Annotated in this window: 22 protein-coding genes and 1 pseudogene; 13 read left to right on the forward strand and 10 right to left on the reverse strand. The window is 47.2% G+C overall.

All coding sequences use genetic code 11. The features are described 5' to 3' along the window. Positions 1–23: 23 nt before the first annotated feature. A complete protein-coding gene (gene mnmG / locus AOG36_RS02085) occupies positions 24–1,913 on the forward strand; it encodes a tRNA uridine-5-carboxymethylaminomethyl(34) synthesis enzyme MnmG (RefSeq protein ID WP_053825414.1) in 1,890 nt (629 codons plus the stop codon). Next, on the forward strand, positions 1,900–3,036 hold the full coding sequence (gene dapE, locus AOG36_RS02090) for a succinyl-diaminopimelate desuccinylase (RefSeq protein ID WP_015106145.1): 1,137 nt from the start codon (positions 1,900–1,902) through the stop codon (positions 3,034–3,036). Before mnmG ends, dapE begins: the two co-directional genes overlap by 14 nt. On the opposite strand, the gene hsrA is transcribed toward dapE, so the two are convergent. The 5 genes from hsrA to AOG36_RS02115 form a co-directional block, all read right to left on the reverse strand. Further along, a complete protein-coding gene (gene hsrA / locus AOG36_RS02095) occupies positions 3,033–3,713 on the reverse strand; it encodes a homeostatic response regulator transcription factor HsrA (RefSeq protein ID WP_015106146.1) in 681 nt (226 codons plus the stop codon). The two genes, dapE and hsrA, sit on opposite strands and share 4 nt — an antisense overlap. A 165-nt stretch (positions 3,714–3,878) precedes the next feature. Next, positions 3,879–5,495, reverse strand: a complete 1,617-nt coding sequence (argS, locus tag AOG36_RS02100) for an arginine--tRNA ligase (RefSeq protein WP_015106147.1) — start codon at positions 5,493–5,495, stop codon at positions 3,879–3,881. A 2-nt stretch (positions 5,496–5,497) separates the two neighbouring features. Next, positions 5,498–5,728 (reverse strand): twin-arginine translocase TatA/TatE family subunit, encoded by a 231-nt coding sequence (locus tag AOG36_RS02105; RefSeq protein ID WP_015106148.1) that lies wholly within the window; start codon positions 5,726–5,728, stop codon positions 5,498–5,500. Positions 5,729–5,753: 25 nt separating this feature from the next. Continuing rightward, complete coding sequence (gmk, locus tag AOG36_RS02110) at positions 5,754–6,374, reverse strand: guanylate kinase (protein ID WP_015106149.1); 621 nt, start codon at positions 6,372–6,374, stop codon at positions 5,754–5,756. Beyond that, complete coding sequence (locus tag AOG36_RS02115) at positions 6,367–8,466, reverse strand: hypothetical protein (RefSeq protein WP_015106150.1); 2,100 nt, start codon at positions 8,464–8,466, stop codon at positions 6,367–6,369. Before AOG36_RS02115 ends, gmk begins: the two co-directional genes overlap by 8 nt. An 88-nt stretch (positions 8,467–8,554) precedes the next feature. On the opposite strand from AOG36_RS02115, the gene AOG36_RS02120 reads away from it, so the two are divergent. Then, complete coding sequence (locus AOG36_RS02120) at positions 8,555–9,088, forward strand: phospholipase D-like domain-containing protein (RefSeq protein ID WP_015106151.1); 534 nt, start codon at positions 8,555–8,557, stop codon at positions 9,086–9,088. Here AOG36_RS02120 and AOG36_RS02125 read toward each other — a convergent pair. Further along, a complete protein-coding gene (locus AOG36_RS02125; protein WP_082334175.1) occupies positions 9,085–9,816 on the reverse strand; it encodes an outer membrane protein in 732 nt (243 codons plus the stop codon). The genes AOG36_RS02120 and AOG36_RS02125 overlap by 4 nt on opposite strands. A 90-nt stretch (positions 9,817–9,906) precedes the next feature. Here AOG36_RS02125 and flgH point away from each other — a divergent pair, with 90 nt between their 5' ends. Genes flgH through pseI form a run of 5 tightly spaced genes read left to right on the forward strand, consistent with a single transcriptional unit; the run spans position 9,907 to position 13,764 of the window. Then, positions 9,907–10,611, forward strand: a complete 705-nt coding sequence (gene flgH, locus AOG36_RS02130) for a flagellar basal body L-ring protein FlgH (RefSeq protein ID WP_231622531.1) — start codon at positions 9,907–9,909, stop codon at positions 10,609–10,611. After that, entirely contained in the window at positions 10,611–11,303 is a 693-nt protein-coding gene (gene pseF, locus AOG36_RS02135) for a pseudaminic acid cytidylyltransferase (RefSeq protein WP_015106154.1), read from the forward strand. The genes flgH and pseF overlap by 1 nt, the downstream gene beginning before the upstream one ends. Positions 11,304–11,340: 37 nt before the next feature. Next, positions 11,341–12,198 carry a hypothetical protein gene (locus AOG36_RS02140; RefSeq protein WP_129593176.1) on the forward strand — a complete coding sequence of 286 codons (858 nt, stop codon included), beginning with the start codon at positions 11,341–11,343 and terminating at the stop codon, positions 12,196–12,198. Next, positions 12,191–12,757 carry a UDP-4-amino-4,6-dideoxy-N-acetyl-beta-L-altrosamine N-acetyltransferase gene (gene pseH, locus AOG36_RS02145; protein ID WP_015106156.1) on the forward strand — a complete coding sequence of 189 codons (567 nt, stop codon included), beginning with the start codon at positions 12,191–12,193 and terminating at the stop codon, positions 12,755–12,757. Before AOG36_RS02140 ends, pseH begins: the two co-directional genes overlap by 8 nt. Then, the gene (gene pseI, locus AOG36_RS02150) at positions 12,754–13,764 is read left to right on the forward strand and encodes a pseudaminic acid synthase (protein WP_015106157.1); all 1,011 of its coding nucleotides are present in this window, start codon (positions 12,754–12,756) and stop codon (positions 13,762–13,764) included. The genes pseH and pseI overlap by 4 nt, the downstream gene beginning before the upstream one ends. On the opposite strand, the gene fur is transcribed toward pseI, so the two are convergent. Continuing rightward, complete coding sequence (fur, locus tag AOG36_RS02155) at positions 13,744–14,199, reverse strand: ferric iron uptake transcriptional regulator (protein WP_015106158.1); 456 nt, start codon at positions 14,197–14,199, stop codon at positions 13,744–13,746. The genes pseI and fur overlap by 21 nt on opposite strands. Before the next feature lie 667 nt (positions 14,200–14,866). Here fur and AOG36_RS09315 point away from each other — a divergent pair. The 3 genes and pseudogenes from AOG36_RS09315 to AOG36_RS02165 form a co-directional block, all read left to right on the forward strand. Next, positions 14,867–15,151: pseudogene (locus tag AOG36_RS09315) on the forward strand (methyl-accepting chemotaxis protein); the annotation flags it as partial. 63 nt (positions 15,152–15,214) lie between these two features. Further along, on the forward strand, positions 15,215–15,658 hold the full coding sequence (locus AOG36_RS09320; RefSeq protein ID WP_370696094.1) for a CZB domain-containing protein: 444 nt from the start codon (positions 15,215–15,217) through the stop codon (positions 15,656–15,658). Next, positions 15,659–16,768 carry an aminotransferase class I/II-fold pyridoxal phosphate-dependent enzyme gene (locus tag AOG36_RS02165; protein WP_015106160.1) on the forward strand — a complete coding sequence of 370 codons (1,110 nt, stop codon included), beginning with the start codon at positions 15,659–15,661 and terminating at the stop codon, positions 16,766–16,768. A gap of 111 nt (positions 16,769–16,879) precedes the next feature. Here AOG36_RS02165 and AOG36_RS08505 read toward each other — a convergent pair whose 3' ends face one another. The 3 genes from AOG36_RS08505 to AOG36_RS02175 all read right to left on the reverse strand — a co-directional run bounded on the left by AOG36_RS08505 (position 16,880) and on the right by AOG36_RS02175 (position 18,851). Continuing rightward, positions 16,880–17,062: a hypothetical protein gene (locus AOG36_RS08505; protein WP_015106161.1), complete on the reverse strand. Its 183-nt coding sequence runs from the start codon at positions 17,060–17,062 to the stop codon at positions 16,880–16,882. Between the two features lie 297 nt (positions 17,063–17,359). Continuing rightward, on the reverse strand, positions 17,360–17,704 hold the full coding sequence (locus AOG36_RS02170; RefSeq protein WP_015106163.1) for a hypothetical protein: 345 nt from the start codon (positions 17,702–17,704) through the stop codon (positions 17,360–17,362). A gap of 142 nt (positions 17,705–17,846) precedes the next feature. Further along, positions 17,847–18,851 carry a formamidase gene (locus tag AOG36_RS02175; RefSeq protein WP_015106164.1) on the reverse strand — a complete coding sequence of 335 codons (1,005 nt, stop codon included), beginning with the start codon at positions 18,849–18,851 and terminating at the stop codon, positions 17,847–17,849. Between the two features lie 138 nt (positions 18,852–18,989). On the opposite strand from AOG36_RS02175, the gene AOG36_RS02180 reads away from it, so the two are divergent. Then, positions 18,990–20,051: a DNA cytosine methyltransferase gene (locus AOG36_RS02180; RefSeq protein ID WP_015106165.1), complete on the forward strand. Its 1,062-nt coding sequence runs from the start codon at positions 18,990–18,992 to the stop codon at positions 20,049–20,051. Between the two features lie 38 nt (positions 20,052–20,089). After that, the gene (locus AOG36_RS02185) at positions 20,090–20,719 is read left to right on the forward strand and encodes a restriction endonuclease (protein ID WP_231850675.1); all 630 of its coding nucleotides are present in this window, start codon (positions 20,090–20,092) and stop codon (positions 20,717–20,719) included. The last annotated feature ends 283 nt before the right edge of the window (positions 20,720–21,002 follow it).

Raw genomic sequence — 21,002 nt, forward strand, 5'->3', positions numbered from 1 at the left:
ATATTTCACAATAAAATGGGGGCATGTTGAGTCATTTTGATGTAGTTGTTGTGGGTGGTGGGCACGCCGGCATCGAAGCGTCTATTGTGGCGGCAAAGATGGGCGCAAGGGTGCATTTACTCACCTTGTTGATTGAAAACATTGGGCTAGCCAGTTGTAACCCCGCCATTGGCGGGCTTGGCAAGGGGCACTTGGTTAAGGAAGTGGATGCTTTAGGCGGGGTTATGGGGATGCTTACGGACATGAGTGGGTTGCAGTTTCGCACCCTAAACGCCTCTAAAGGCCCTGCCGTTAGAGGGAGTCGGGTACAGATTGACATGGATGCTTATCGCATTAATGCCCGCAATTTGGTGCTAAACACCCCGAATTTGAGCGTGTCTCAGGAGATGGTAGAGGGGCTTTTAGTAGAAAACGGGGCGGTGGTGGGCGTGAAAAGCGCGCTAGGCAAAGAGTATCGCGCTAAAAAGGTCATTTTAACCACGGGAACTTTTTTGCAAGGCCTGGTGCATATCGGCACCCACCAAAGCCAAAATGGGCGCTTTGGCGAGAGCGCGGCGGTGGCGCTGTCTTTAAACCTTGCGGATTTGGGCTTTGAAATGGGGCGGCTTAAAACCGGCACTTGCCCTAGGCTTGCCGGGCCAAGCATTGATTTTAGCCAATTAGAAGTGCACGGGGGCGATTTAACCCCCCCCAAGTTTAGCCACTACACCAAGGACTTTAATCCCACGCAACTGCCCTGTTTCATCACCTACACGAATGCCAACACGCACGCGATTATCCGCCAAAACTTCCATTTAGCCCCCATGTTTAGCGGGCAGATTGAGAGCGTGGGGCCGCGCTATTGCCCGAGCATTGAGGATAAAATTTACCGCTTCCACGAAAAAGAACGCCACCAACTCTTTTTAGAGCCGCAAACGAGGAGCTGTAGCGAGTATTATGTAAATGGCTTAAGCACTTCCTTACCCTTTGATGTACAAGAGCAGGTGATCCACTCCATTAAGGGGCTAGAGCATGCCAAAATCACCCGCTACGGCTACGCCATTGAATACAACTTCATTCCCCCCACACAGCTCAAATACACTCTAGAAACAAGGCAGGTGGCCCATCTCTACTTAGCCGGGCAAATCAACGGCACCACGGGCTATGAGGAGGCAGCAGCGCAAGGATTAATGGCGGGCATTAACGCCACTTTAAGTCTACAAAACAAGCCCGAGCTCGTCCTACGCCGCGATGAGGCGTATATCGGGGTGATGATTGATGACTTGGTGAGTAAGGGCACCCAGGAGCCTTACCGCATGTTCACCTCAAGGGCGGAGTACCGCTTGCTCTTAAGAGAGGACAACGCCCGCTTGAGACTGGGCACATATGCCCACGCTTTGGGGCTGATGGACGGCGCAGAATACAACGAACTTTGCGCCCAAAAAGCGCAGATTCAAAGTGCCCTAGAGAGGCTCAAAAACACTGCTATCACGCCCACTAAAGAGGTGCTAAAACAACTCAAAAGTGGCAACCAAGCCCTCCTAAATGACAAATGTGATGGGATGTTTTTAATGGGACGGGAGGGCTTTAGCCCGGACATTTTGCCCGCGTTTTTGGGCTTTTTAATGGATCTTGAGCCTTTTATTTTAGAGCAGATTAAAATTGAGTGCAAATACCACGACTACATTGCCAAACAAAGCGTATCCATTGCCAAAATGGCGCAAATGCTAAACACCCCAATCCCCCTAGATTTTGATTACAAGAGCATTACAGGTTTGGGGCTAGAAGCGTGCGAAAAATTAGAGAAATTCCGCCCCAAAAGCCTTTTTGAAGCCTCCCAAATCAGTGGGATCACCCCTGCAAATTTAGAAGTTTTACAGCTTTACTTGCACCTACACCAAAAATTGAAGAAAACCCCCTATGAACCCTGTTGAAATCGCCCAAAGACTTATAAGCTACAAAACCATCACCCCCAAGGAGGAGGGGATTTATGACTACATACAATCGCTTTTGCCCGACTTCACGCCCCTAAGGGCGGATAAAAATGGGGTGAAAAATCTTTTTCTCTCTAGGGATTTTGGCGGGGCGAACCCCCTGCACTTTTGCTTTGTGGGGCATGTAGATGTCGTGCCCGTAGGGCAGGGATGGCGTTTTGACCCCTTTGGGGGAGAGATTTTAGAAGGGTTTTTGTATGGGCGTGGGGCGCAGGACATGAAAGGCGGGATTGCGGCGTTTATCTATGCTCTGCAAGAGTTTTGCGCTAAAGTTGCACCCAACACACCTTTAAAGCTCTCGGTGTTACTCACAAGTGATGAGGAGGGCCCAGCGGAGTTTGGCACAAAATACATGCTAGAGGTGTTGCAAGAGAAAAATCTATTGCCCGATTTTGCACTTGTGGCTGAGCCCACTTGCGTGCAACATTTGGGAGATAGCGTAAAAATCGGCAGGCGTGGCTCGATTGCGGGCAGACTCATCATTTACGGCGTGCCCGGGCATGTTGCCTACCCTAAGACTTGTTTAAACCCTATAGACATCATCGCCGACAAGCTGAGTTTGATTGCAGGGGCATTCTTAGATAAGGGCGATGCCTTCTTTGAGCCCTCCCGCCTTGTCATCACCTCCATGCAAACCGACTCGCTGGCAGAGAATGTTATACCCAAGACTTTAGACATTGCCTTTAATGTCCGCAACTCCCCCGCCACCACCCTCAAAGACCTGGAAAACTTTTTAGAAATTGTGCTTGCCAAAATCCCCCACGATTTGAGCTTAAAACAAAACTCCATGCCCTTTCTCTCGTCTAAGAACTCGCTGTTGGTGGGGTGTTTAGATCAAGCCATTGGTGAAGTTTTAAACACCACACCCACACTCAACACAAGCGGAGGGACAAGCGACGCACGATTTTTACACGCTTTTGGGGTGGAGGTGGTGGAGTTTGGGCTCACCAATGAGCGCATACACGCCATCGATGAACACTTAGAGATCGCCCAACTTGAGAAACTGAGCCTTGTCTTCTTAAGACTCTTGGAGCTCATCGCTCAAAAAGGCTTAAAGACTTAGTTATCTGCGCTGCCCTTAGGGTAACAAAAACGATAGCCCCTACGGCGCACAGTCTCTACCGTGGAGATGCCTAGGGGTTTATCCATTTTTTGACGGATTTGGTTGATGGCGACTTCAATGACATTGGGTGTTACGAGTTCGGGCTCTTCCCAAATCGCATCTAAAAGCTGTTCTTTGGAGACGATTTGATCTCTGTGCCTAGCAAGGTGTGTCAACACTTCAAAGGGTTTACCCTTCACTTCAATTTCCTTGCCCTTATACACGATCTTTTCTTCATCGGGATTAATGATTAAATCCTCAATCTCAATGATGCTAGAGCCCCAAAAACGCAAGCGCGCCTCAATCCGTGCCACCAACACGCCCATGTCAAAGGGCTTGGCGATGAAGTCGTCCACGCCCTCTTTAAACGCCTTGATCTCTTGCTCACTGGATTTATGTTCAGCTAAAATGATGCTAACAATTGAGGGGTGTTTGGCTTTGGCGTAAGGCACTAAGCTTAAACCATTGCCGTCTTTGAGTTCAAACCCAATCAGCACCAAATCATAGTTGCGGATACTGATATAATATTCCCCATCCTCAAGATTTTCGGCGACATCAACTTGAAAACCCTTTTCGTTGAGAAAGGTGCTAACCTCTTTACTCAAGTCCCCATCGTTTTCTACCAATAAGATACGCATTTCAATCCTTTACCTTAAACTTAAACTTAAAGGATTATAACATAAGTTTTTAAGCTCTTGTAAAGTTTAAGAGAAAGATACAAGTTTTTTAGATATAATGCATCTCGGTTGGTTTTCCAACCGGGCACGGGCGGGGTAACCTCCCCCTCCTTATCCCCGCCCACCCTACATTTTCTTTTTGGCTTCAATCCCTAGTAGTTTTAACCCGATTGTTAAACTCAAGCTCACCATTTGGCATAGCTTCAAATAGGGCAATTCTTGGGGCGTGTCTAAAATGCGGTGAGCGTTGTAAAAGCTGTGTAAGTCCGCTGCAAGGGCTTTTAAATAGTCGCAAATTTTTTGCAATTCCCTGTCGTTGAACGCTCCTTGCAAGACTTTAGGTAGGTTGAGGGCGTTGAAAAGCAAGTTCTGCCCTGCAGGGGGTAAGTCCAATAGTGGGCTTTGGCGCACCTTTTCTAAATCCCCTCCCTTGTTGATAAACTTCTCTAGCATGGTGTGGATACGGGCGTTGGCGTAATGGATATAAAAAATGGGGTTTGTACTGTCCGTGTTCTGTAAGCTCGCTACATCAAAGTCTAAATGCGTGTCTAGCTTTTTAGACAGGAAGATAAAACGTAAAGCGTCCTTACCCATGTCTTGCAAGACATCTTTAACCAAAACATAGTTGCCCGCCCGCTTACTCATTTTATAAGGTTGCCCATCTTTAATCAAGGCGACCATTTGCACCAACAAGACTTCTAGCTTGGACGAGTCGTAACCTAAAAACTGCAAGGAGGCTTTAATGCGGGGGACATAGCCATGGTGGTCCGCCCCAAAGATATTGATGTAGTGGTCGTAGCCCTGCTGAAACTTATAGTCGTGATAAACGATGTCTGGGGCTAAATAGGTAAAATCCCCATCGGCTTTACGCACCACACGATCTTTCTCATCTCCAAAGGCACTAGAGCGCAACCACAACTTGCCTTCCTCTTCATACACTCCCTTGCCAGCCTCTAGGCGTTTAAACACCTCTGCACTCTTAGAAAATACCGCCTTTTCGCTCACATACGCGTCCATATGCACGCTTACCTCGGCCAGGGTTTCTTGGATCTCTGCCAGCATTAAATCTTTGGAAAACTCCCCAAACTTTGCGCTTAACGCTTCCTCATCCACTCCCTCCAAACTCTCTACTTTAAAATGCTCTTTAGCGGCCTGGGCGAGCTCATAGATATACTCACCCCTGTGGCAATTCTCGGGATAGTCCACTTTGTAGCCAAAATTTTCTTTGAGCCTTAAAAACACGGACAGCCCTAAAGTTTTGATCTGCGCGCCTAGGTCGTTAATGTAATACTCGCTATGTACCTTATAGCCCAAAAAGCGTGCTAAGCGGCAAAAGCTGTCTCCAAACACCGCCCCCCTAGCATGCCCAATATGTAAAGGCCCCGTGGGGTTTGCGCTCACAAACTCCACATAATAACTCTCCCCTTTATCCTCTTGTTTACCAAAACCCTCTCCTAGTGTTAAAGCCTCATCGCAAAGGTTGTTTAAAAACGCCTCTTTGAGTGTGAAGTTGATATATCCATTGAGCGGAGCGATTTGGCTAAACACTTCTTGGCACTCAGGGTGGGTGCTTAAGCTCTGTGCCAACTCCTCAGCAATGAGCTTAGGGGCTTTTTTACGCACCTTGGCTAGGGGGAAGGCCACAACGCTGGCGTAATGCCCTAAAGAGCGATCCTTAGGGTGCTCGAGCACCACTTCAGTTTGTAACATCCGTTCTAATAAATCCTTGACTCTGCGGTGCATGGCTAGCTTTGTTGTTCTTGTTTTGGGGGGGTGGGCTGGGGAGTTTGGGGAGCAGATTGCATCCCCACGCTCTCGGGTTTCTTGCCCTCCTCCTCGTCCTCTTTAACCGCCTTTTTGAAATTCTTAATCCCGCTACCTAGCCCCTTTGCCAGCTCTGGAATTTTCTTTGCCCCGAATAAAAGCAAAATCACCGCTAAAACAATCAACCAATGCCAAACACTAAAAGTACCCATTTCTATCCTTTCTTGAAATACAAGCCTAATAATTTGCGCCCCACGCCTTACAAAACGCCTCTTTAGGGAACATTTGCTGTTTATAGCCTAAAGTGTGGGCGACTTCTAAAACTATTTTTTTAGACAGCTCCAAATCCTCATTGATCAACACATAGTCAAACAGCTCGATCTCCTGGATTTCTTGTAGGGCAGTTCGCAAGCGCCGCGCGATCACCTCGTGGCTGTCCGTGTGTCTTTGCTCGAGCCGTTCTTTTAAAATGTGGATATTTTTCGTGGTGATGAAAATAGAAGTCGCTTTTTGATAAAGCTCCTTCACACTGCGATGTCCCTGTACATCAATGTCAAACAAAACCAGCTTGCCTGCCTTGAGGGCTCTCTCAATAGGGGCGATTGAAGTACCGTAATAGTGCCCATGCACCTTTGCCCACTCCAAAAACTGCTTATTTTCAATACCCTCAATAAACGCCTCTTGGCTCACAAAGTAGTAATGCTTGCCCTCCACTTCACCTATACGCTTAGGGCGGGTGGTGGTGGAGATAGAAAAATAAATATCGGGGCAATGCTTGAGTAAGTGGCTGATTAAAGTGCTCTTGCCCGAGCCACTAGGCCCGGCTAAAACCAACATGCGGTAGGCGTATTTAGGCATCTTTATCCACTAAATTGACTTGGATTTTTAAAGTTTTGCCCTCTAAGAGTTTGGGGTCAATGGGCAGGTCTTTGAGTAAATCTTGCAAGTTCAAATTTAAATGCAAGGGTACGGCTTTTAGCTCTGTTGTGGGCGCACCCTCTTGCTCTTTGGGGCTTGCTGTAACTTGCTCTTTTAATGCCTCAGGGCTTTGGGCTTCTAGCTCTTGTGGGATTTCTAACTCTTTAGGAGTTTTAGGAGTTTGTTCTTTGGGGGTTTCGGGGCTTATAGCTTGGGGCGGGGGCGTGCCATCCACCACACTAGACATCACGGGTTCGGGTATGTCCTCAATGTGTTCGTACTCCTGCGGGTCTTTCTCCAAGTCCACCCCCGCCTTTTGTGCACCTTTTATGGGCGGTTGCTCTGCCAACTCTTGCGCTTCTAGCCCCCCTATGTCCTCTTGGGGCTCTAACTCTGCTCCCTCTAGCGCGCTTTCTTGGAGTTCTTTAGGGGTGTCTTGGGTTTTGGTGCCCTCCTCTAATTCCAGCCCTTTCAATGCGTTTTCCACATTTTGTGGCTCTAATTCTTGCGCCCCTTTTTGGGCTTGGGGCTCTTGCTCTGTAGGCTCTTGTGGAGCTTGTGTTTCTAGTTCTGTAGGTTTTTGTTCTGCTTTTGTTGGTGTTATGTCTTCTTGGGGTTCTAACTCTAGACCCCCTAGCCCCTCTAGCTCAGACACTCGCGCTTCTTGTATCTCCTGGGCTTCTTGGCCCTGCACCTCTGTGGACTGGGGTTCTGTGGCTTCTTTAATTTTTGGCTTTTGCTCTAAATCATCCAACCCCTCTAAATCCTCTAAGCCTAGTTTATCTAAATCTTTCCCTGTTTGGAGTGCTTGTTGTGCAACTTGAGGGGTTTCTTGGTCTTGTATTTCTAGTTCTGTGGACTTTTGTCCTAATTTGGCTTCTTTTGGGGTCTCTTTGGTTGGTGGGGTTTGTTCTTTGGTTTCTTGCGGTGCTAAATCGTCTAGCCCCTCTAAGCCTTCCAACTCTAGGGTTTGTGCATCCTCTAGAGCCTCGTTAGGGGTTTGGACTTCTTGTATTGTCGCTTCTACTTCAGGTTCTTGTGGGGTCGGAGTGTTTTCTTGGGTTGCTTCTAGGGTTTCTAGTCCCCCTAGTATATCCATGGGGTCTTGATCTGTGCTCGCTGTAGGGGCATCAGGTTCTTTGGGGGTTTGCAATTCGGGCTCCTTAGTCTGCTCAATCTCGTGCCCGGCAGATTGCATGAGCTCATCTATGTTTTGCATGCCATCCATCAAATCCTGCGCTTTAGAGGAGTCCTCTTGTACCAAATCCTCTAGCATCTCATCGTGTTCTAAGCCGGCATGGGTTTCATCCTCGCTGTCGTCTATGGGCAACAAGTCGTCTAAATTTAACGCTAAAGGATCATGCGCTTCTTGTGCAAGTGGAGTGGTCTCTTGAACTTCCTCTTCTTTGGGGGACTTGGGTTTTACTTCCTCTGTTTCTACTTCTTCTTTTTGCTCTACTTCTGTTTTTGCTTCTTTTTGGGAAGTTATCGGTTCTTTCTGCGCTTCAAATTGGGGTTCTTCTTGTTTGGGTTCTTCTTTGGCATTAATCTCATCCAAAGAAGGGGATTCTAGGTTTTTTGTGTCCAACAAACCTTCTAATTGGCTGAGGTTTGAATCGATATCCTTAAAGAAATCCACATCTGAGCCAGAAGACACCGCCCCAAGGTCTTGCGGGAGTGAAGGGCAAGTAGCGGGCGTGGAAGGGCCCATGTTTCTTTGCAAGATGTGTAAAATGTCTGTGGGCAAAAAGGGTTTTTTGATGTAGTGGGTGAACTCCCCAAATTCCTCAATGCCCTTACGCAACAAGAGCCCACTTAAGGGCACCCCATCTAAATGCGGTTTTAGACGCTCGTATTCCTCGCCATCTACCGCCGTGTCGTCAGCAAAGAAAAAACATTCCTTGCTTTCATCAAGGGCGGGTAAAATCTCCTCGGCATGTTCTTCAGCCACAAGCTCCAGATCCAGCTTTTTGGCGATGTTCTCAAAAAGTTTGCCCACCATTTTATTTTGGTTCACTAACAGAATTTTCAAGGACACTCCTTAAGCCAGGTTACCTAAGCTGTGGATTATAATACAACTTCCCTTGTTTTGGTTTAACAACAATGTTTAAAGGAAATGTATGGGCCACTTGAAGTCTTTTTTACTCCCCTGTTTGCTCGCCACAACTTTGCAGGCTGCCCCTACTTTATACATGCTTCCCTATGAGCAACACGAGGCACTAAAGAGCCTCATTAGCGGGATCAATGCCGCTAAAAGCCAAATCAACATTTCTATCTATAGTTTCACCCATAAAGACATCGCCAAAGCCTTGAGAGATGCAGCTGCGCGGGGTGTGCAGATCCGCATCATTTACGATCAAGGCGGGGCGCACGGCAAATACTCCACCATGGGCTACTTAGCCAAGTATCGTGGCATCTCCACCTGCATGCTGAGCGGCAAAGAAGCCAGCTACTTTGGCAAAGGCAAGGAATACCGCGGGATCATGCACCAAAAACTTGCCATCATCGACAACAACACGATCTTTTTAGGCTCAGCCAATTGGAGCAAAAATGCCTTTGAGAACAATTACGAATTGTTGCTAAAGGACAACGATCCCTCCCTTATCCAAAAAGCTCAAAGTTATTACAAAAAAATGTGGAGTGAGTGCCGCTAAAAGTGATAATTGTAGCCAATATAAAAGGCAAAGGTTCTGCGGAAGGTAACGCTACAATCACCCCCACTGTAGTAAATGTGGTTGATGGTGGGGATTTTAAAGCCAATATCGATGCCGTGCTGGCCTACAATTAGAGCCCTCACCCCGATGTTAAAAAGAAACTGAAACGCACTTGTGCTAGGGTTAGCATAACTGGGTAGACCCATCGCATTGTTTCCGGCTGTGCCCACAAGCCATGATGTCCCCGCAATGGCAACCCCCACATAAACACCTAAGTCGAGCGAAATGTCGTTTCTGTAAAACGCCCCTTGAAAAAAGTTATAGAAAAAGTCCGCAGCTGCGCCATAAGTGAGCAGGTTATTGCCCCCATAGTACTGCCCTCCGCCATAGGGGGTTCTTGGGTAGCGCGCGCCAAAGCCCTGCCAGTCTAAAAAGGCGTAGTAGCGCGCTCCAAACATCTGGTCTTTTCTAAAGTAGCCCGTGTAGCCTATATTAAAACCTAGCCCATTTGCCCCCACATTCATGTCATCGCGCCCGGGGTGGCGGATGCTCATTGCGCTGGAATTGCTGGTTAAAATCGTAACGGTGCCTGTTTGGTAGCTCGCGCCCACAAAGAGCCCATCGGTCCAAGAATCGTGATGCCTAAATTGATCGCTGCTCTGCGCATGCGCGAGTGTAAACCCTAGTGTCATCCCCAAAATACATCCCAATGCCTTCTGCTTTGCCATATCGCTCCCTAAAATCTTTGGTGCATGAATAGGCACTTATTATAGTATAATTTGGGATAAAGTGTTTATGTTATTTTTTAAAGGATGCTCATGGCTCGCATGGTGGCAATGGTTTTAGGGCTTTGTGTTTCTTTGGTGTGGGCGGTCGAGCCGGGCATGAAATTTGACCCCCCCGATTATGTGGAGGACATGCCCTCTAAAGACTTCATCCCCCAAATCGCCAAACCCGGTAGCTTGTTCGGGCAAGGCGAGCGCCCCCTATTTTCTGATAGAAGGGCAATGAAACCAAATGACCTCATCACCGTGATAGTGGCAGAGAACTCCAGTGCGAATTACAACACCGCCAAAAACTACGCCAGTACCTCCAATGGCACCGCCACAGCCCCGCGCCTCACTTACAATGGCACAAACCCTAATAAGCGCAACCAAGCGCAATTTTTAGACGACAATGCCAACTACAGCCTCACGCAATCGGCAACCAACAACACCTTTAAGGGCGGGGGCTCACAAAAGAAAAGTGAGGATTTAAAACTCACCTTAACCGCCCGCATCGTCAAAGTCCTTGAAAATGGCAACTACTTCATTTATGGCAGCCGTGAGGTTTTGGTGGATGGAGAAAAACAAGTCATTAAAATCAGCGGAGTGATCCGCCCCTTTGACATCGCCCGCGACAACACCATCCAATCCAAATACATCGCCGATGCCAAGATTTCTTACACGAATTTAGGGGCTTTGAGTGCCAGCAACAAGAAAAAGGTGGGCGCAGATGTTCTAGACTCAAACTTTCCCTACTAATGATCGCCCTCATCCTAGCCCGCGGGGGCTCTAAGCGCATCCCGCTTAAAAACATCGCCCCCTTTTTAGGCAAACCCCTTTTAAGCTATGTGGTGCAAATGGCGCGCTCTTGCCCGCTTTTTCGCCAAGTTTTTGTCTCCACCGACCACCCCAAAATCGCCAAGGTGGCTAAGGATAGTGGTGCAAGCGTGCTAGAGCGCCCCGCTCGCCTTGCGGGAGATTTTAACACCACCCTAGAGGTGGCACAAGATGCCGCCCTGGTGCTTAAACTAGAGCCTACAACTTATCTTTGCGTGCTTTACGCCACCAGTGTGCTTTTAAAGCCCGCATACATTAAAAACGCCCTGCACGCCCTGCAAACCCACCAGCATAAAAAATACGCCTTTGTCTGCAGTGCTTATAGTACCTCGCCTTACCGCAGCTTTTCTATCCAAGAGAACACCCCCACCCCGCTTTTTAAAGACTGCATGCAACAACGTTCGCAGGATTTGCCCCCCCTCTATCACGATGCTGGGCTTTTCTACTTAGGCCAAGCTAAACACTTCATCGCCAAAGAGCCCCTGCTGGCCCCCCACTCTTACCCGCTCATCTTGCCCCAAACTTGCGTGCAAGACATAGACAGCCTTGAAGATTTAAAACTCGCTGCCTTGAAATACACTGCCTACCATGAAAACGATTCACCTCTTTGCTGATGCGCACCCACAAAGCGGGCTTGGGCACTTAAGGCGCATGCAAAAATTAAAAGCCCTGCTAGATCCCATCGCTAAAGTGCACCTCTTTGCCCCCCACCCTCTAGCCGATCGACCCACAGAGTGGCTAAATGCTAACATCCCAGGGGCCAGTTTAACGATTATAGACAGCTATTTAGCTCCGCTTTCCTTTTACACTAATATCCAAACCCCCATGGTGATCTTTGAAGACTTTTTTTGCAAAGAACACCTGCCCACCGCAACAAGCCGCGCTTGCCCCACTTACATTTTTAACCCCGGCCACAATGCCCACAACGCCTACCCTAAAGAGCTACATGCCCACCCGCATTATTTTTTAGGCAGTGGATATCACCCCATTGACCCCGCCTTTTACCACGCAAAACCTTTAAAGCCCACATCTAAAGAAATTTTGCTCTGCTTTGGAGGTAGCGATTTGGCCATAACACCTCTAAAGCGCACTCTAGAGCTTTTAAAGCTCACCCCCCTGCACATCCACACCCTCGCCCCTAAATCCATGCTATCTGCCCTGCCACGAGCCCCTAACTTCAGCTTTGAGCCACTTTTAAACCCTACGGAGTTTGCCACGCGTTTAAAGCAAGCCGACCTTGCCCTTTTTGGTGGGGGGCAAATGCTTTATGAAGCCATTTTAAGCCAAACCCCTTTAGTGAGCCTGCCCATCGCCTCTAACCAACTTGCCCAAGTGCAAGAGCTCGCTAAAGAAGGGGTGTTGCTGCCTGCTAGCTTAGACACCCTCTTAAACGCTATAAAAAGCCTTTTAGATTTGCAAGCTAGAGAGCGCATGCAGGCCGTCCAAAGGGTGTTAAAACTTGGCACTAAACTCTTGCCCGCTTTGCAAAAGATTTTAGCCCATGCATAATCCCTTAAACCAGAGCTTTGAAATCCCTAGCCAAGATTTTAAAGACCACCCCCCATTGCACGCCTGCCACTTCTGCCATGCCACCAAAAACGAGAAACTCCAAATCCTTGCCTTTAGAAACCACCCCTCCACCACCGCGTGGATGTACACCCAGCAAATCTCTAAAGAAGCGCACATGCACTTCATCGAGCAGTTGCAATTTAGCCAAAACGCCGCCTACTACCTCTTTAAACAAGGCCAAGAGCTCTTAGGTGTGGGCTCGCTCACCCGCATAGATTTTGCCCACAGCCACGCCTTTTTAGGCATTTATAAAAACCCCAGCCTAGAGCGCGTGGGGGCACTGATCTTAGATGGGCTGGAATTCATCGCCTTTTTTAAGTTTGGCCTGCATGCCCTGCATTTAGAAGTGATGGCTAACAACACCCGCGCCATCGGCTTTTACGAGCGGCATGCCTACCGCAAAGGTGGGTTTTTACGCGACTTCGTGCAACGGCAAGACAACTACTACGATGTGTGGCTGTTCTCCAAAATCTCCCCCCTAGACAAAGGCTTAAAATGACCCCTCTTCTTGTGGCAGAATTGAGTGCCAACCACGGCCACTCCCTAGACACTGCACAAAAATCTTTAATTGTGCTCAAAAACATGGGTGTTGGGGCGGCAAAACTGCAAACTTACACCCCAGATTGTTTGACCCTACCCATCAACAAGCCCCCCTTCATCATTGAAGGCACGCTCTGGGATCAGCAAAGCTTGTATGCGCTCTATCAAGAGGCTGCCATGCCACTAGAGTGGCATAAGCCCCTTTTTGAACTTGCCAAGAGCTTAGACTTATGTCTCTTTAGTTCGGTGTTTAGTCTCAAGGGTTTGGAGCTGTTAGAGAGCCTAGATTGCCCCCTTTATAAAATCGCCAGCTTTGAGATCACGGATTTAGAATTGCTACGCTTAGTGGCTAGCACTAAAAAGCCTTTAATCATTTCTACGGGCATCGCCACGCATGAAAATATTTTAGACGCTTTAGAGGTGTGCCACAAGGCGGACAACACAGACATCACGCTGTTAAAATGCACCAGTGCCTACCCAGCCCCCTTAAAGGATGCTAATTTGTTAACCATGCCCAAACTTAAAGAGCTGTACCACACCCCCTATGGCCTAAGCGATCATACCCTGGGGAACACCAGCGCAATCATCGCCACCTCGTTGGGCGCAAGTGTGATTGAAAAGCACTTCATGCTCGATAAAAGTTTAAGAACCCCAGATCGCGCCTTTAGTTTAGACACCAAGGAGTTTAGCGCGCTTGTGCAAGCCGTGCGCGAAACGACAGAGGCTTTAGGCTGCGCTAACCCCACCACAAAAGAAATCAAGGGAGCGCAATTTGCCCGCTCGCTTTTTGTGATCAAACCCCTTAAAAAGGGCGAGACCCTCACTAAAGAACACATTAAGGCCCTACGCCCCAATGCCGGACTTGCGCCTAAATTCTTAGAGCAAATTTTAGGCCAAAAGGCAACCAGGGATTTAGAAGTGGGGCATCCTTTAAGCTGGCAGGATCTACTCCGCCCCCTCGGCTAAACACTTTGAGCAGACCACGAATAATTTCATATCATGGCTCACTAATTTGGCCTGGTGTTTTTTAGCAACTTGGTTTTGCCGCTCCTCGATCTCGCGGTCCACAAACTCAATAATCTCCCCGCAGTGTAGGCAAATGATGTGGTCGTGGTGCTCCTTAGCTGCGATCTCATAGCGCCTCCCGTTTTTATTAGTTTCTAGAGTGTAAATGAAGTTTTCTTTTTCTAAAAAATTTAAGATGCGGTAGACCGAAGAGATGCTTGTGTTCTTGTCATTTTGGCGGATGCTTTGTGTAATCTCTTCGGGACTTAAATGTGTCCCACTTTTATAAAGCACGCTCACCACTTCCTCACGCTGCTTAGAATTTTTCAGCCCATTTTTGCGGATCGCCAAGCGCAAGCGCTCTAAAATGGACTCTAAAGTTTCTAGCCGGTCCATGCCAACTCCTATATAATATCACCCTCCCTAAAAAGAGAGTCAAACACACCATTATACACTAAATGTGGTGAATATAGCTTGCCCGCTTAAATGTGTAAAATTAAAGATTTAGGGTATAATCAAAAACTATTACTTGAGAGGATGTGGTATGTTTTTTGGCAATAAGGATCTGACGGCACAATTAGAAAAGAAGGATGCAGAAATCAAAACCTTAGAAAAGAAGTTAGATTTTTACCAACAACTCGTAGATTTATGCGGACACATGGGCTTTATTGGCATTAAGGATCACAAGATCGTGTTTAAAAATGGCGATGTGGTGGATTTGGCCGGGATCGACACCAAGGCAAGCGACCTTAGCAACCCCAATCAAGACTTTAGTCTGAATAACCGTCTTTATAAGACCAAGAGCAAGCGCATCGATGACACACTTTACCATTCCATCACAGAAACCGTTGACCTGCTCACAGAGTGTGGCAGAAATGGCATTTTTAATCTCTATTACACGGGCATGCGTGAGGGACTGGAGGGTTTGCAGGGCACGATGCAAGAAATCTTTAAGGGTACAGATGAGCTTTCCCATGCCGCAACGAGCGGGGGGGAGCACTCTCAAAGCGTCATTGATAAGGTGGTGAAGGCGAGCGAAAACATCAATGGTCTATATGAGAAAATGCAAAACGCCACCTCTTTGGCAGACTCGCTCAACCAACGCAGCAGCGAAATTACACAGGTGATTTCTTTGATCGATGACATCGCTGAGCAAACCAACCTACTTGCCCTCAATGCTGCCATTGAAGCTGCTCGCGCGGGCGAGCATGGCCGCGGCTTTGCTGTGGTGGCCGATGAGGTGCGCAAACTGGCTGAAAAAACCCAAAAGGCGACTAAAGAGATCGCCGTGGTGGTCAAATCCATGCAACAAGAGGCCAGCGACATCCAAAGCAACACCCACGACACTAATGCCATCGCCGAGGTGATCAAAACCGATGTGGAGAATATCAGGGGCATTGCCCAAGCCAATGTGAACACTGCCGCCGCCGCCAAATATTCCATCGAAAACCTCAATAATCTAGTTTTTTGTGGACTGGCTAAAACCGACCATGTTGTCTATAAGGCGAATTTATACGGTGTGGTCTTTGACATCCCCAATAACTTTAAAATCGTGGATGGACACAATTGTCGCTTGGGCAAATGGTATTACGAGGGCGATGGTAAAGAACACTTCAGCAACACCCCAAGCTACCGCTCTTTAGAGCCCTGCCACAACACCCTACACGAGGATGCCAACAACCTAGTCGCCATGCTCAAAGACCGCATGCATATAACCTCTGATGCGATTGAAAAGTCCATCAGTGCTGTGGAACAACACTCTAAAAATGTCCGCGATGCTATCAACAAAATGTTTGAAGAAAAACAAGCAGAATTGCGCAAAGAAATCGACAATCTCTTGGGCACCAACCAGTAGTTGTACACCCACGCCCTCAATGCCTTAAAAAAGGCGCATTTGTACAGAAAACGCCATCTCTACCCCCCCCATCTAGCCGACTTTGCTTCTAACAACTACTTAGGGCTTAGCGGGCGTAAGGATTTGTTGCAAAAAACTTTTGAGCTTTTGCAAGCACAACCCCCCCACGCCCCCAAAGCGTCCATGTTAGTGAATGGCTACCACTCTTTGCACCACGAGTTAGAGAGTTATTTATGCCAGCTTTTGGGTTTTGAGGCGTGCGTGTTGGTGGGAAGTGGATTTTTGGGCAATGTGGCTTTGATCGAGGCACTTGTGCGTAAAAACGACCTGCTCTTTATGGATGCACACTACCATGCCAGTGGACAGTTCATCGCTAAAAAATCTCACAACACAATTTTTTTTAAGCACAATGACCCCAAGGATCTACAAGCCAAGCTAGGACAGCATAAACCCAAGGGGCAGGTGTTGATCGCCATTGAGGGGGTGTACTCCATGGATGGTCATATTGCGCCTTTAGAGATTTTAAAGCACGCTAGAGAGCACAATGCCTATTTAATTTTAGATGAGGCGCACAGCCTGGGCAGCATCGGGGCAAATTTAAAAGGGGTCTTGGAACACTACAATCTAAAACCCACAGAAAAAACGATTGTTTTGGGTACTTTTTCTAAAGCCTACGGCAGTTATGGGGCGTTCATTGGGGCAAGTGCCGAGATCGTGGATTTTCTGTGCAACCGCGCTAAAAGCATCATTTACACCACCAGTTTATCCGTGCTCGACACTGCTTTAAGCTTCGTGAATGTCCAAGAGATTTACAACGACCCAAGCCCCTTTGTGGCACTCTTAGAACAAATGCGTGGCTGTGTGGCTAGTTTTGGCTGGCACACCAAGAGCAATATTTTAACCCTACCTTTTGGCAATGTCCAAAGCTTGCTAACAACCCAAGAACAACTATTAGAAAAGGGGTTTATTTGCGGGGCGATCCGACCCCCCACAACTGAAAAGCCCTTGCTGCGCATAGGTTTAAACATCCAACCCACAAACACTCTAGAGCATTTAAAGTGCCTATGTCAAGCCTTGGGCATCAATTCCCCCTATTTTTTATTGGACTAGGGCATGCAGTGTGGATGGGTGCTAGGCCTCACTCTAATTTTGATATTGAGGGCACCGGCGTTTTCGAGGTGCCACCACAGGTCTTAAGGTCTAATCGTTCCACCTTTTGGCTCAATTTAGTAAAAATACCTCGATCACTTCCTCGGCAGATTTACATAAATAGGGTTCGTTGTCAAAGGATTCAATGAAATTGCTCAATTTGGCATGCACAAGGGGTGACCCGCCCTGTTGTTTTAAGACGGTGAAACAGCCATGCTTGTCAAAGTGGATCATCACGGACACAGGTTTTAGCAAACGGCCTTTTAGCTGGGTGTTTTCTAAGTTTTCTAGGATGTAAAGCCCCTGATCCTTAAAATATCGCTGTGTTATAAGAGAGCACTAGGAAATGTCTTGCCCCCCTCTAGATGCCCTAAAAGAGCACCTGTAAGCCACTGTGCCTTGCTAACTTCAAAAGCGCGGACAAGGTCCGTGTCTTTGCTAAAAATCAAGATACAATCCACTGGCTTATTAAACAAATGGGCATATATTGAAGTGGTTGTTCTCATCGGTAAAATAGTCAAGGTCGCCCATATGCAAGGCAAAATACTGCTCTCAAGTAATCCTCTCATTGAAGCTTGCGATCCGCTTGTATTTTTGCAAGATTTTATGGAATTCCCCACTGCCACACACCGATTCTTCTATATTGTCTATGTGGATGGGTTTAGATACATATAAGAAAATGCGGTAAAGCTCCTCAAATTGAGGGTCTTGGAAGACAGGTTTTGTGTTTACAAAAAAGGTGAGAAAGACAAAAACACAATGCGGATCGTTGTAGCCAAACATATGGGCGAACTTCGCCAAATCTTCCGCATTTTCACCGCCTACCCCCTCCTTAGCCTTGGATACGAGGGGGCTTAACTCTTTTAGCAAATTCTCCCAATCCACGAAAATAGCCACTTTTTTATGTGTGCTCCTTAGATTAAAAACGGTATTTTAGCAGATTTAACACCCCAACCAAAAACGGGGGCTCCTTTGAATGTGGTCGAAGCTTGAAAAACTTTCCACGCCCCCGATGAGAATGGAGCGTTTGAGAGAGGGACTATTTGCCGAACCTTCCGCCCGTGGTGGGGTAGCCATAGATAGAGCCATCTTTAATTTTCATGTGGTCTTCCCAAGGCAGTTTGTATTTGCCCGCAGCCAAGTCTTTAATGTAGGTCAAGCCCGCATCGCTTTCGCCACCGGGTTTAGCTACATAACCGCGGTGGCCGAGGTTGTAAATATTGTTTTCTAGGCCCCAACTTAGGCGGGCGTTGTCTGCCATTTTGGGATAGATTTCGCCGGTAACGATCTCCCATGGGTTTCTATGCCCTTGCACTAAGGTCGTGCCATCAAAGTTACAAATTTGCCCTTCCCCAAAGTAGTAAAAGACATTGTCATACCCAGCCAAATTCACGCTCACCGTGTACATGAGGTTATGCCACGCGTTGGAGCGGTTGGTTAAAATCCATTGGTCGTTCACTTGTGTGCTGTAGCCGGAAATGCGGATGTAGACATTGCACCCTTTATAGGCAGCCTCTCGAGCAAGCTCGGGGATCATGCCATCGTGGCAGATACACACGGCAAGTTTAGAACCCCCGGGCCCATCGCATACGGGCATGCCCAAATCTCCGGGATACCAAGGCTCGATGGGGTTCCAGGGGAAGAGTTTGCGGTATTTTAAGATGATTTCACCTTGGGGGTTGATGATGATGGCGGTGTTGTAGGGGTTTTTGTTGGAGTCTGGATTGCGCTCCATAACAGAGAAGACCCCATACACTTTCGCTTCTTTACACGCCTGGGCGTACATTTCTGTCTCTTTGCCGGGTACATCACATAAAAACTCTTCGCTGAGCCATTTAGCGGTGTTTAACCCTTGCGTGCTGTACTCTGGGAAGATGATGAGCTCCACCCCGGGGTAGCCTGCCTTCGTGGCATGTAGGGTTCTAATGATGCTTTCAATGTTGTGGTCAATGTCCTTGCGGCTATTGACAATGGGGACAGGAAATTGGATTGCAACGACTAAAAAACCTTCAATGGGCTTACCCATACTACCGATACTTCCCATAAAGTGCTCCTTTGGCTGTTGTTGTTATTTTTCTGTGCTTTGCAACACGCGGGCATGTTAGGATTGGATTCTTAACGCTGGGTAAATCGGGCTTGCTGTGCTAAAATAGCGGGGTTTTGTTGGATATGAGGATGGATGATGAAATTTAGCGTGGCAGATATTTTTTGTGGGGCGGGGGGATTGAGCTATGGTTTTGCACAAAACCCTTTATTTGATTTGGTGTGGGCTTTAGACCACGATTCAAGCGCGCTTGCGAGTTACCAAAGCAACCACAAAACCACCAAGACCATATGTAAGGACATTGCACAATTTTCAAAAGAAGAGTGTTTGGGTTATGGCTCGATTGATGTGTTGTTGGGCGGCCCTCCGTGCCAAAGTTACTCCACACTTGGCAAAAGACAGATGGACACTAGGGCGCATTTATTCCAAGAGTATTTAAAGATTTTGGCAGCAGTACACCCTAAGATTTTTTTATTTGAAAATGTCGTGGGTTTGCTCTCGATGCAAGGGGGCAAGCTTTTTCATTCTATCTGTGCTTGTTTTGCCCAAATGGGCTATCAAATTTATTCTAGAGTTCTCAACGCCATGCATTTTGGAGTCCCCCAAATTAGGCAAAGAGTGATCCTTGTGGGCGTTGATCACAGCTATCAAAAACCTTTTGTGTTCCCCAAACCAACCCATGAAAAAGAATTTATCAATCTTAGATTGGCTTTAGATGATTTGCCACAAATTAAGAGCGGTGAGAGCGGCGATCATTTGGGTTATAGACACCCTGCCAATAACCCCTTTTTGGAGTTTGTGCGAGACAGCCCCACACTGAGCGAACACATAAGCCCCAAGAACAACCCTAGGCTTGTCCAAATCATGGAGGCGTTGCAAGATGGGCAAGACAAGAGAGATTTACCCCCAGCCCTACGCCCAAAGTCGGGTTACGCCAACACCTATGCCAAAATGCATTGGGAGCAACCCGCCCCCACAATCACAAGAAATTTTGCCACACCCAGCAGCTCAAGATGCATACACCCTAGAGATTCTCGGGCTTTAAGCATTAGAGAGGGGGCAAGGCTACAAAGTTTCCCAGATAGCTATATTTTTTGTGGCAATGCAAGCGCAAAGAGATTGCAAATTGGCAATGCTGTTCCCCCACTTTTGAGCATTTCGCTAGCCCAGACAATTGGAGATTATTTACAGGAGTTGTAAATGCTTGAGAACACAGATTTTAACAATACAGAGAAAGCTTGGGGTTTAAATCCCAACAAAATTTTAAGGCGTTTTTGAGTGCCAAGGACATTAAGCCACAAGTTGATTTTAGCTACATTGATGCGCTCAATGCTAGACTTTGTGAAATATTTAACAGACTCAATGGGATTTACTACAAGCCCCGCAACATAGAAGTCTTTTTGCAAGACTCGTTGTTTAGGGTCTATGAAATCATGAGAAAACAAGGCATTTTAGAAAAACTCACCAACCAAGGCAGACGCAAGGAGGAGGTGTATTTTAGTTGGATGCGTGGGTATTTGATTTGTGCATTTTTTAAAGAGGCCTTAGCCACTATTTTTGATGTCCCCTTAGATGAAATCCAAAATATCGGCGCAGATGACTTTTCTAATCTCGAAGTGTTTAAACGCACCCCTAAAGCGGATTTGCAAATTGGCACAACAAGGCTAGAAATCCAAAGCGGTTTTCAGGGTGTTAATGATATTAAAGCACATAAAGTGTGGGAAGCTAAAAGGGTTTTTGAAAAAGAGGGGCAAGAAACTTTAGCCATGCACATTGACCTATTTAATGGGCAAGTGGCTCTTGTCAATCTCTCTAAGATTGAGGACAACCATGTAAATTGGATCATAAGGGCACAAATGGAGGGGTAGATGGTGTTTAACATAGATCCAAATGACTTTAAATGGTTGTTGCTCACCCCACCCCCTAAATTATCTGCCATGCTCCCTTAATCCACAGCCAAATTAGCTATGGGTGCTTGACACACACTCCCCATAACTAGAGTTAGCGGATTCTAACTCTAGCGGGGATCGTGGCTTCAAACCAGCTCCATGTTGGAGTCTTATACTCACTATTCTAAAGGTTAATACCCCAACCCAGGTGTTGCCCTTGATTGTGGCTTGGAAACCAGCCACTATCCAATACAAGAGCAAC

Origin of the sequence: Helicobacter heilmannii (assembly GCF_001283065.1) — a bacterium.
GTDB classification, from domain to species: Bacteria; Campylobacterota; Campylobacteria; order Campylobacterales; family Helicobacteraceae; genus Helicobacter; species Helicobacter heilmannii.

What these genes read in the sequence shown, in the direction of transcription:
- mnmG (WP_053825414.1), top strand. Translation starts at nt 24, where the DNA reads ATGTTGAGTCATTTTGATGTAGTTGTTGTGGGTGGTGGGCACGCCGGC.
- dapE (WP_015106145.1), top strand. Translation starts at nt 1,900, where the DNA reads ATGAACCCTGTTGAAATCGCCCAAAGACTTATAAGCTACAAAACCATC.
- hsrA (WP_015106146.1), bottom strand. Translation starts at nt 3,713, where the DNA reads ATGCGTATCTTATTGGTAGAAAACGATGGGGACTTGAGTAAAGAGGTT.
- argS (WP_015106147.1), bottom strand. Translation starts at nt 5,495, where the DNA reads ATGCACCGCAGAGTCAAGGATTTATTAGAACGGATGTTACAAACTGAA.
- AOG36_RS02105 (WP_015106148.1), bottom strand. Translation starts at nt 5,728, where the DNA reads ATGGGTACTTTTAGTGTTTGGCATTGGTTGATTGTTTTAGCGGTGATT.
- gmk (WP_015106149.1), bottom strand. Translation starts at nt 6,374, where the DNA reads ATGCCTAAATACGCCTACCGCATGTTGGTTTTAGCCGGGCCTAGTGGC.
- AOG36_RS02120 (WP_015106151.1), top strand. Translation starts at nt 8,555, where the DNA reads ATGGGCCACTTGAAGTCTTTTTTACTCCCCTGTTTGCTCGCCACAACT.
- AOG36_RS02125 (WP_082334175.1), bottom strand. Translation starts at nt 9,816, where the DNA reads ATGGCAAAGCAGAAGGCATTGGGATGTATTTTGGGGATGACACTAGGG.
- flgH (WP_231622531.1), top strand. Translation starts at nt 9,907, where the DNA reads ATGGCTCGCATGGTGGCAATGGTTTTAGGGCTTTGTGTTTCTTTGGTG.
- pseF (WP_015106154.1), top strand. Translation starts at nt 10,611, where the DNA reads ATGATCGCCCTCATCCTAGCCCGCGGGGGCTCTAAGCGCATCCCGCTT.
- AOG36_RS02140 (WP_129593176.1), top strand. Translation starts at nt 11,341, where the DNA reads ATGCAAAAATTAAAAGCCCTGCTAGATCCCATCGCTAAAGTGCACCTC.
- pseH (WP_015106156.1), top strand. Translation starts at nt 12,191, where the DNA reads ATGCATAATCCCTTAAACCAGAGCTTTGAAATCCCTAGCCAAGATTTT.
- pseI (WP_015106157.1), top strand. Translation starts at nt 12,754, where the DNA reads ATGACCCCTCTTCTTGTGGCAGAATTGAGTGCCAACCACGGCCACTCC.
- fur (WP_015106158.1), bottom strand. Translation starts at nt 14,199, where the DNA reads ATGGACCGGCTAGAAACTTTAGAGTCCATTTTAGAGCGCTTGCGCTTG.
- AOG36_RS02175 (WP_015106164.1), bottom strand. Translation starts at nt 18,851, where the DNA reads ATGGGAAGTATCGGTAGTATGGGTAAGCCCATTGAAGGTTTTTTAGTC.
- AOG36_RS02180 (WP_015106165.1), top strand. Translation starts at nt 18,990, where the DNA reads ATGAAATTTAGCGTGGCAGATATTTTTTGTGGGGCGGGGGGATTGAGC.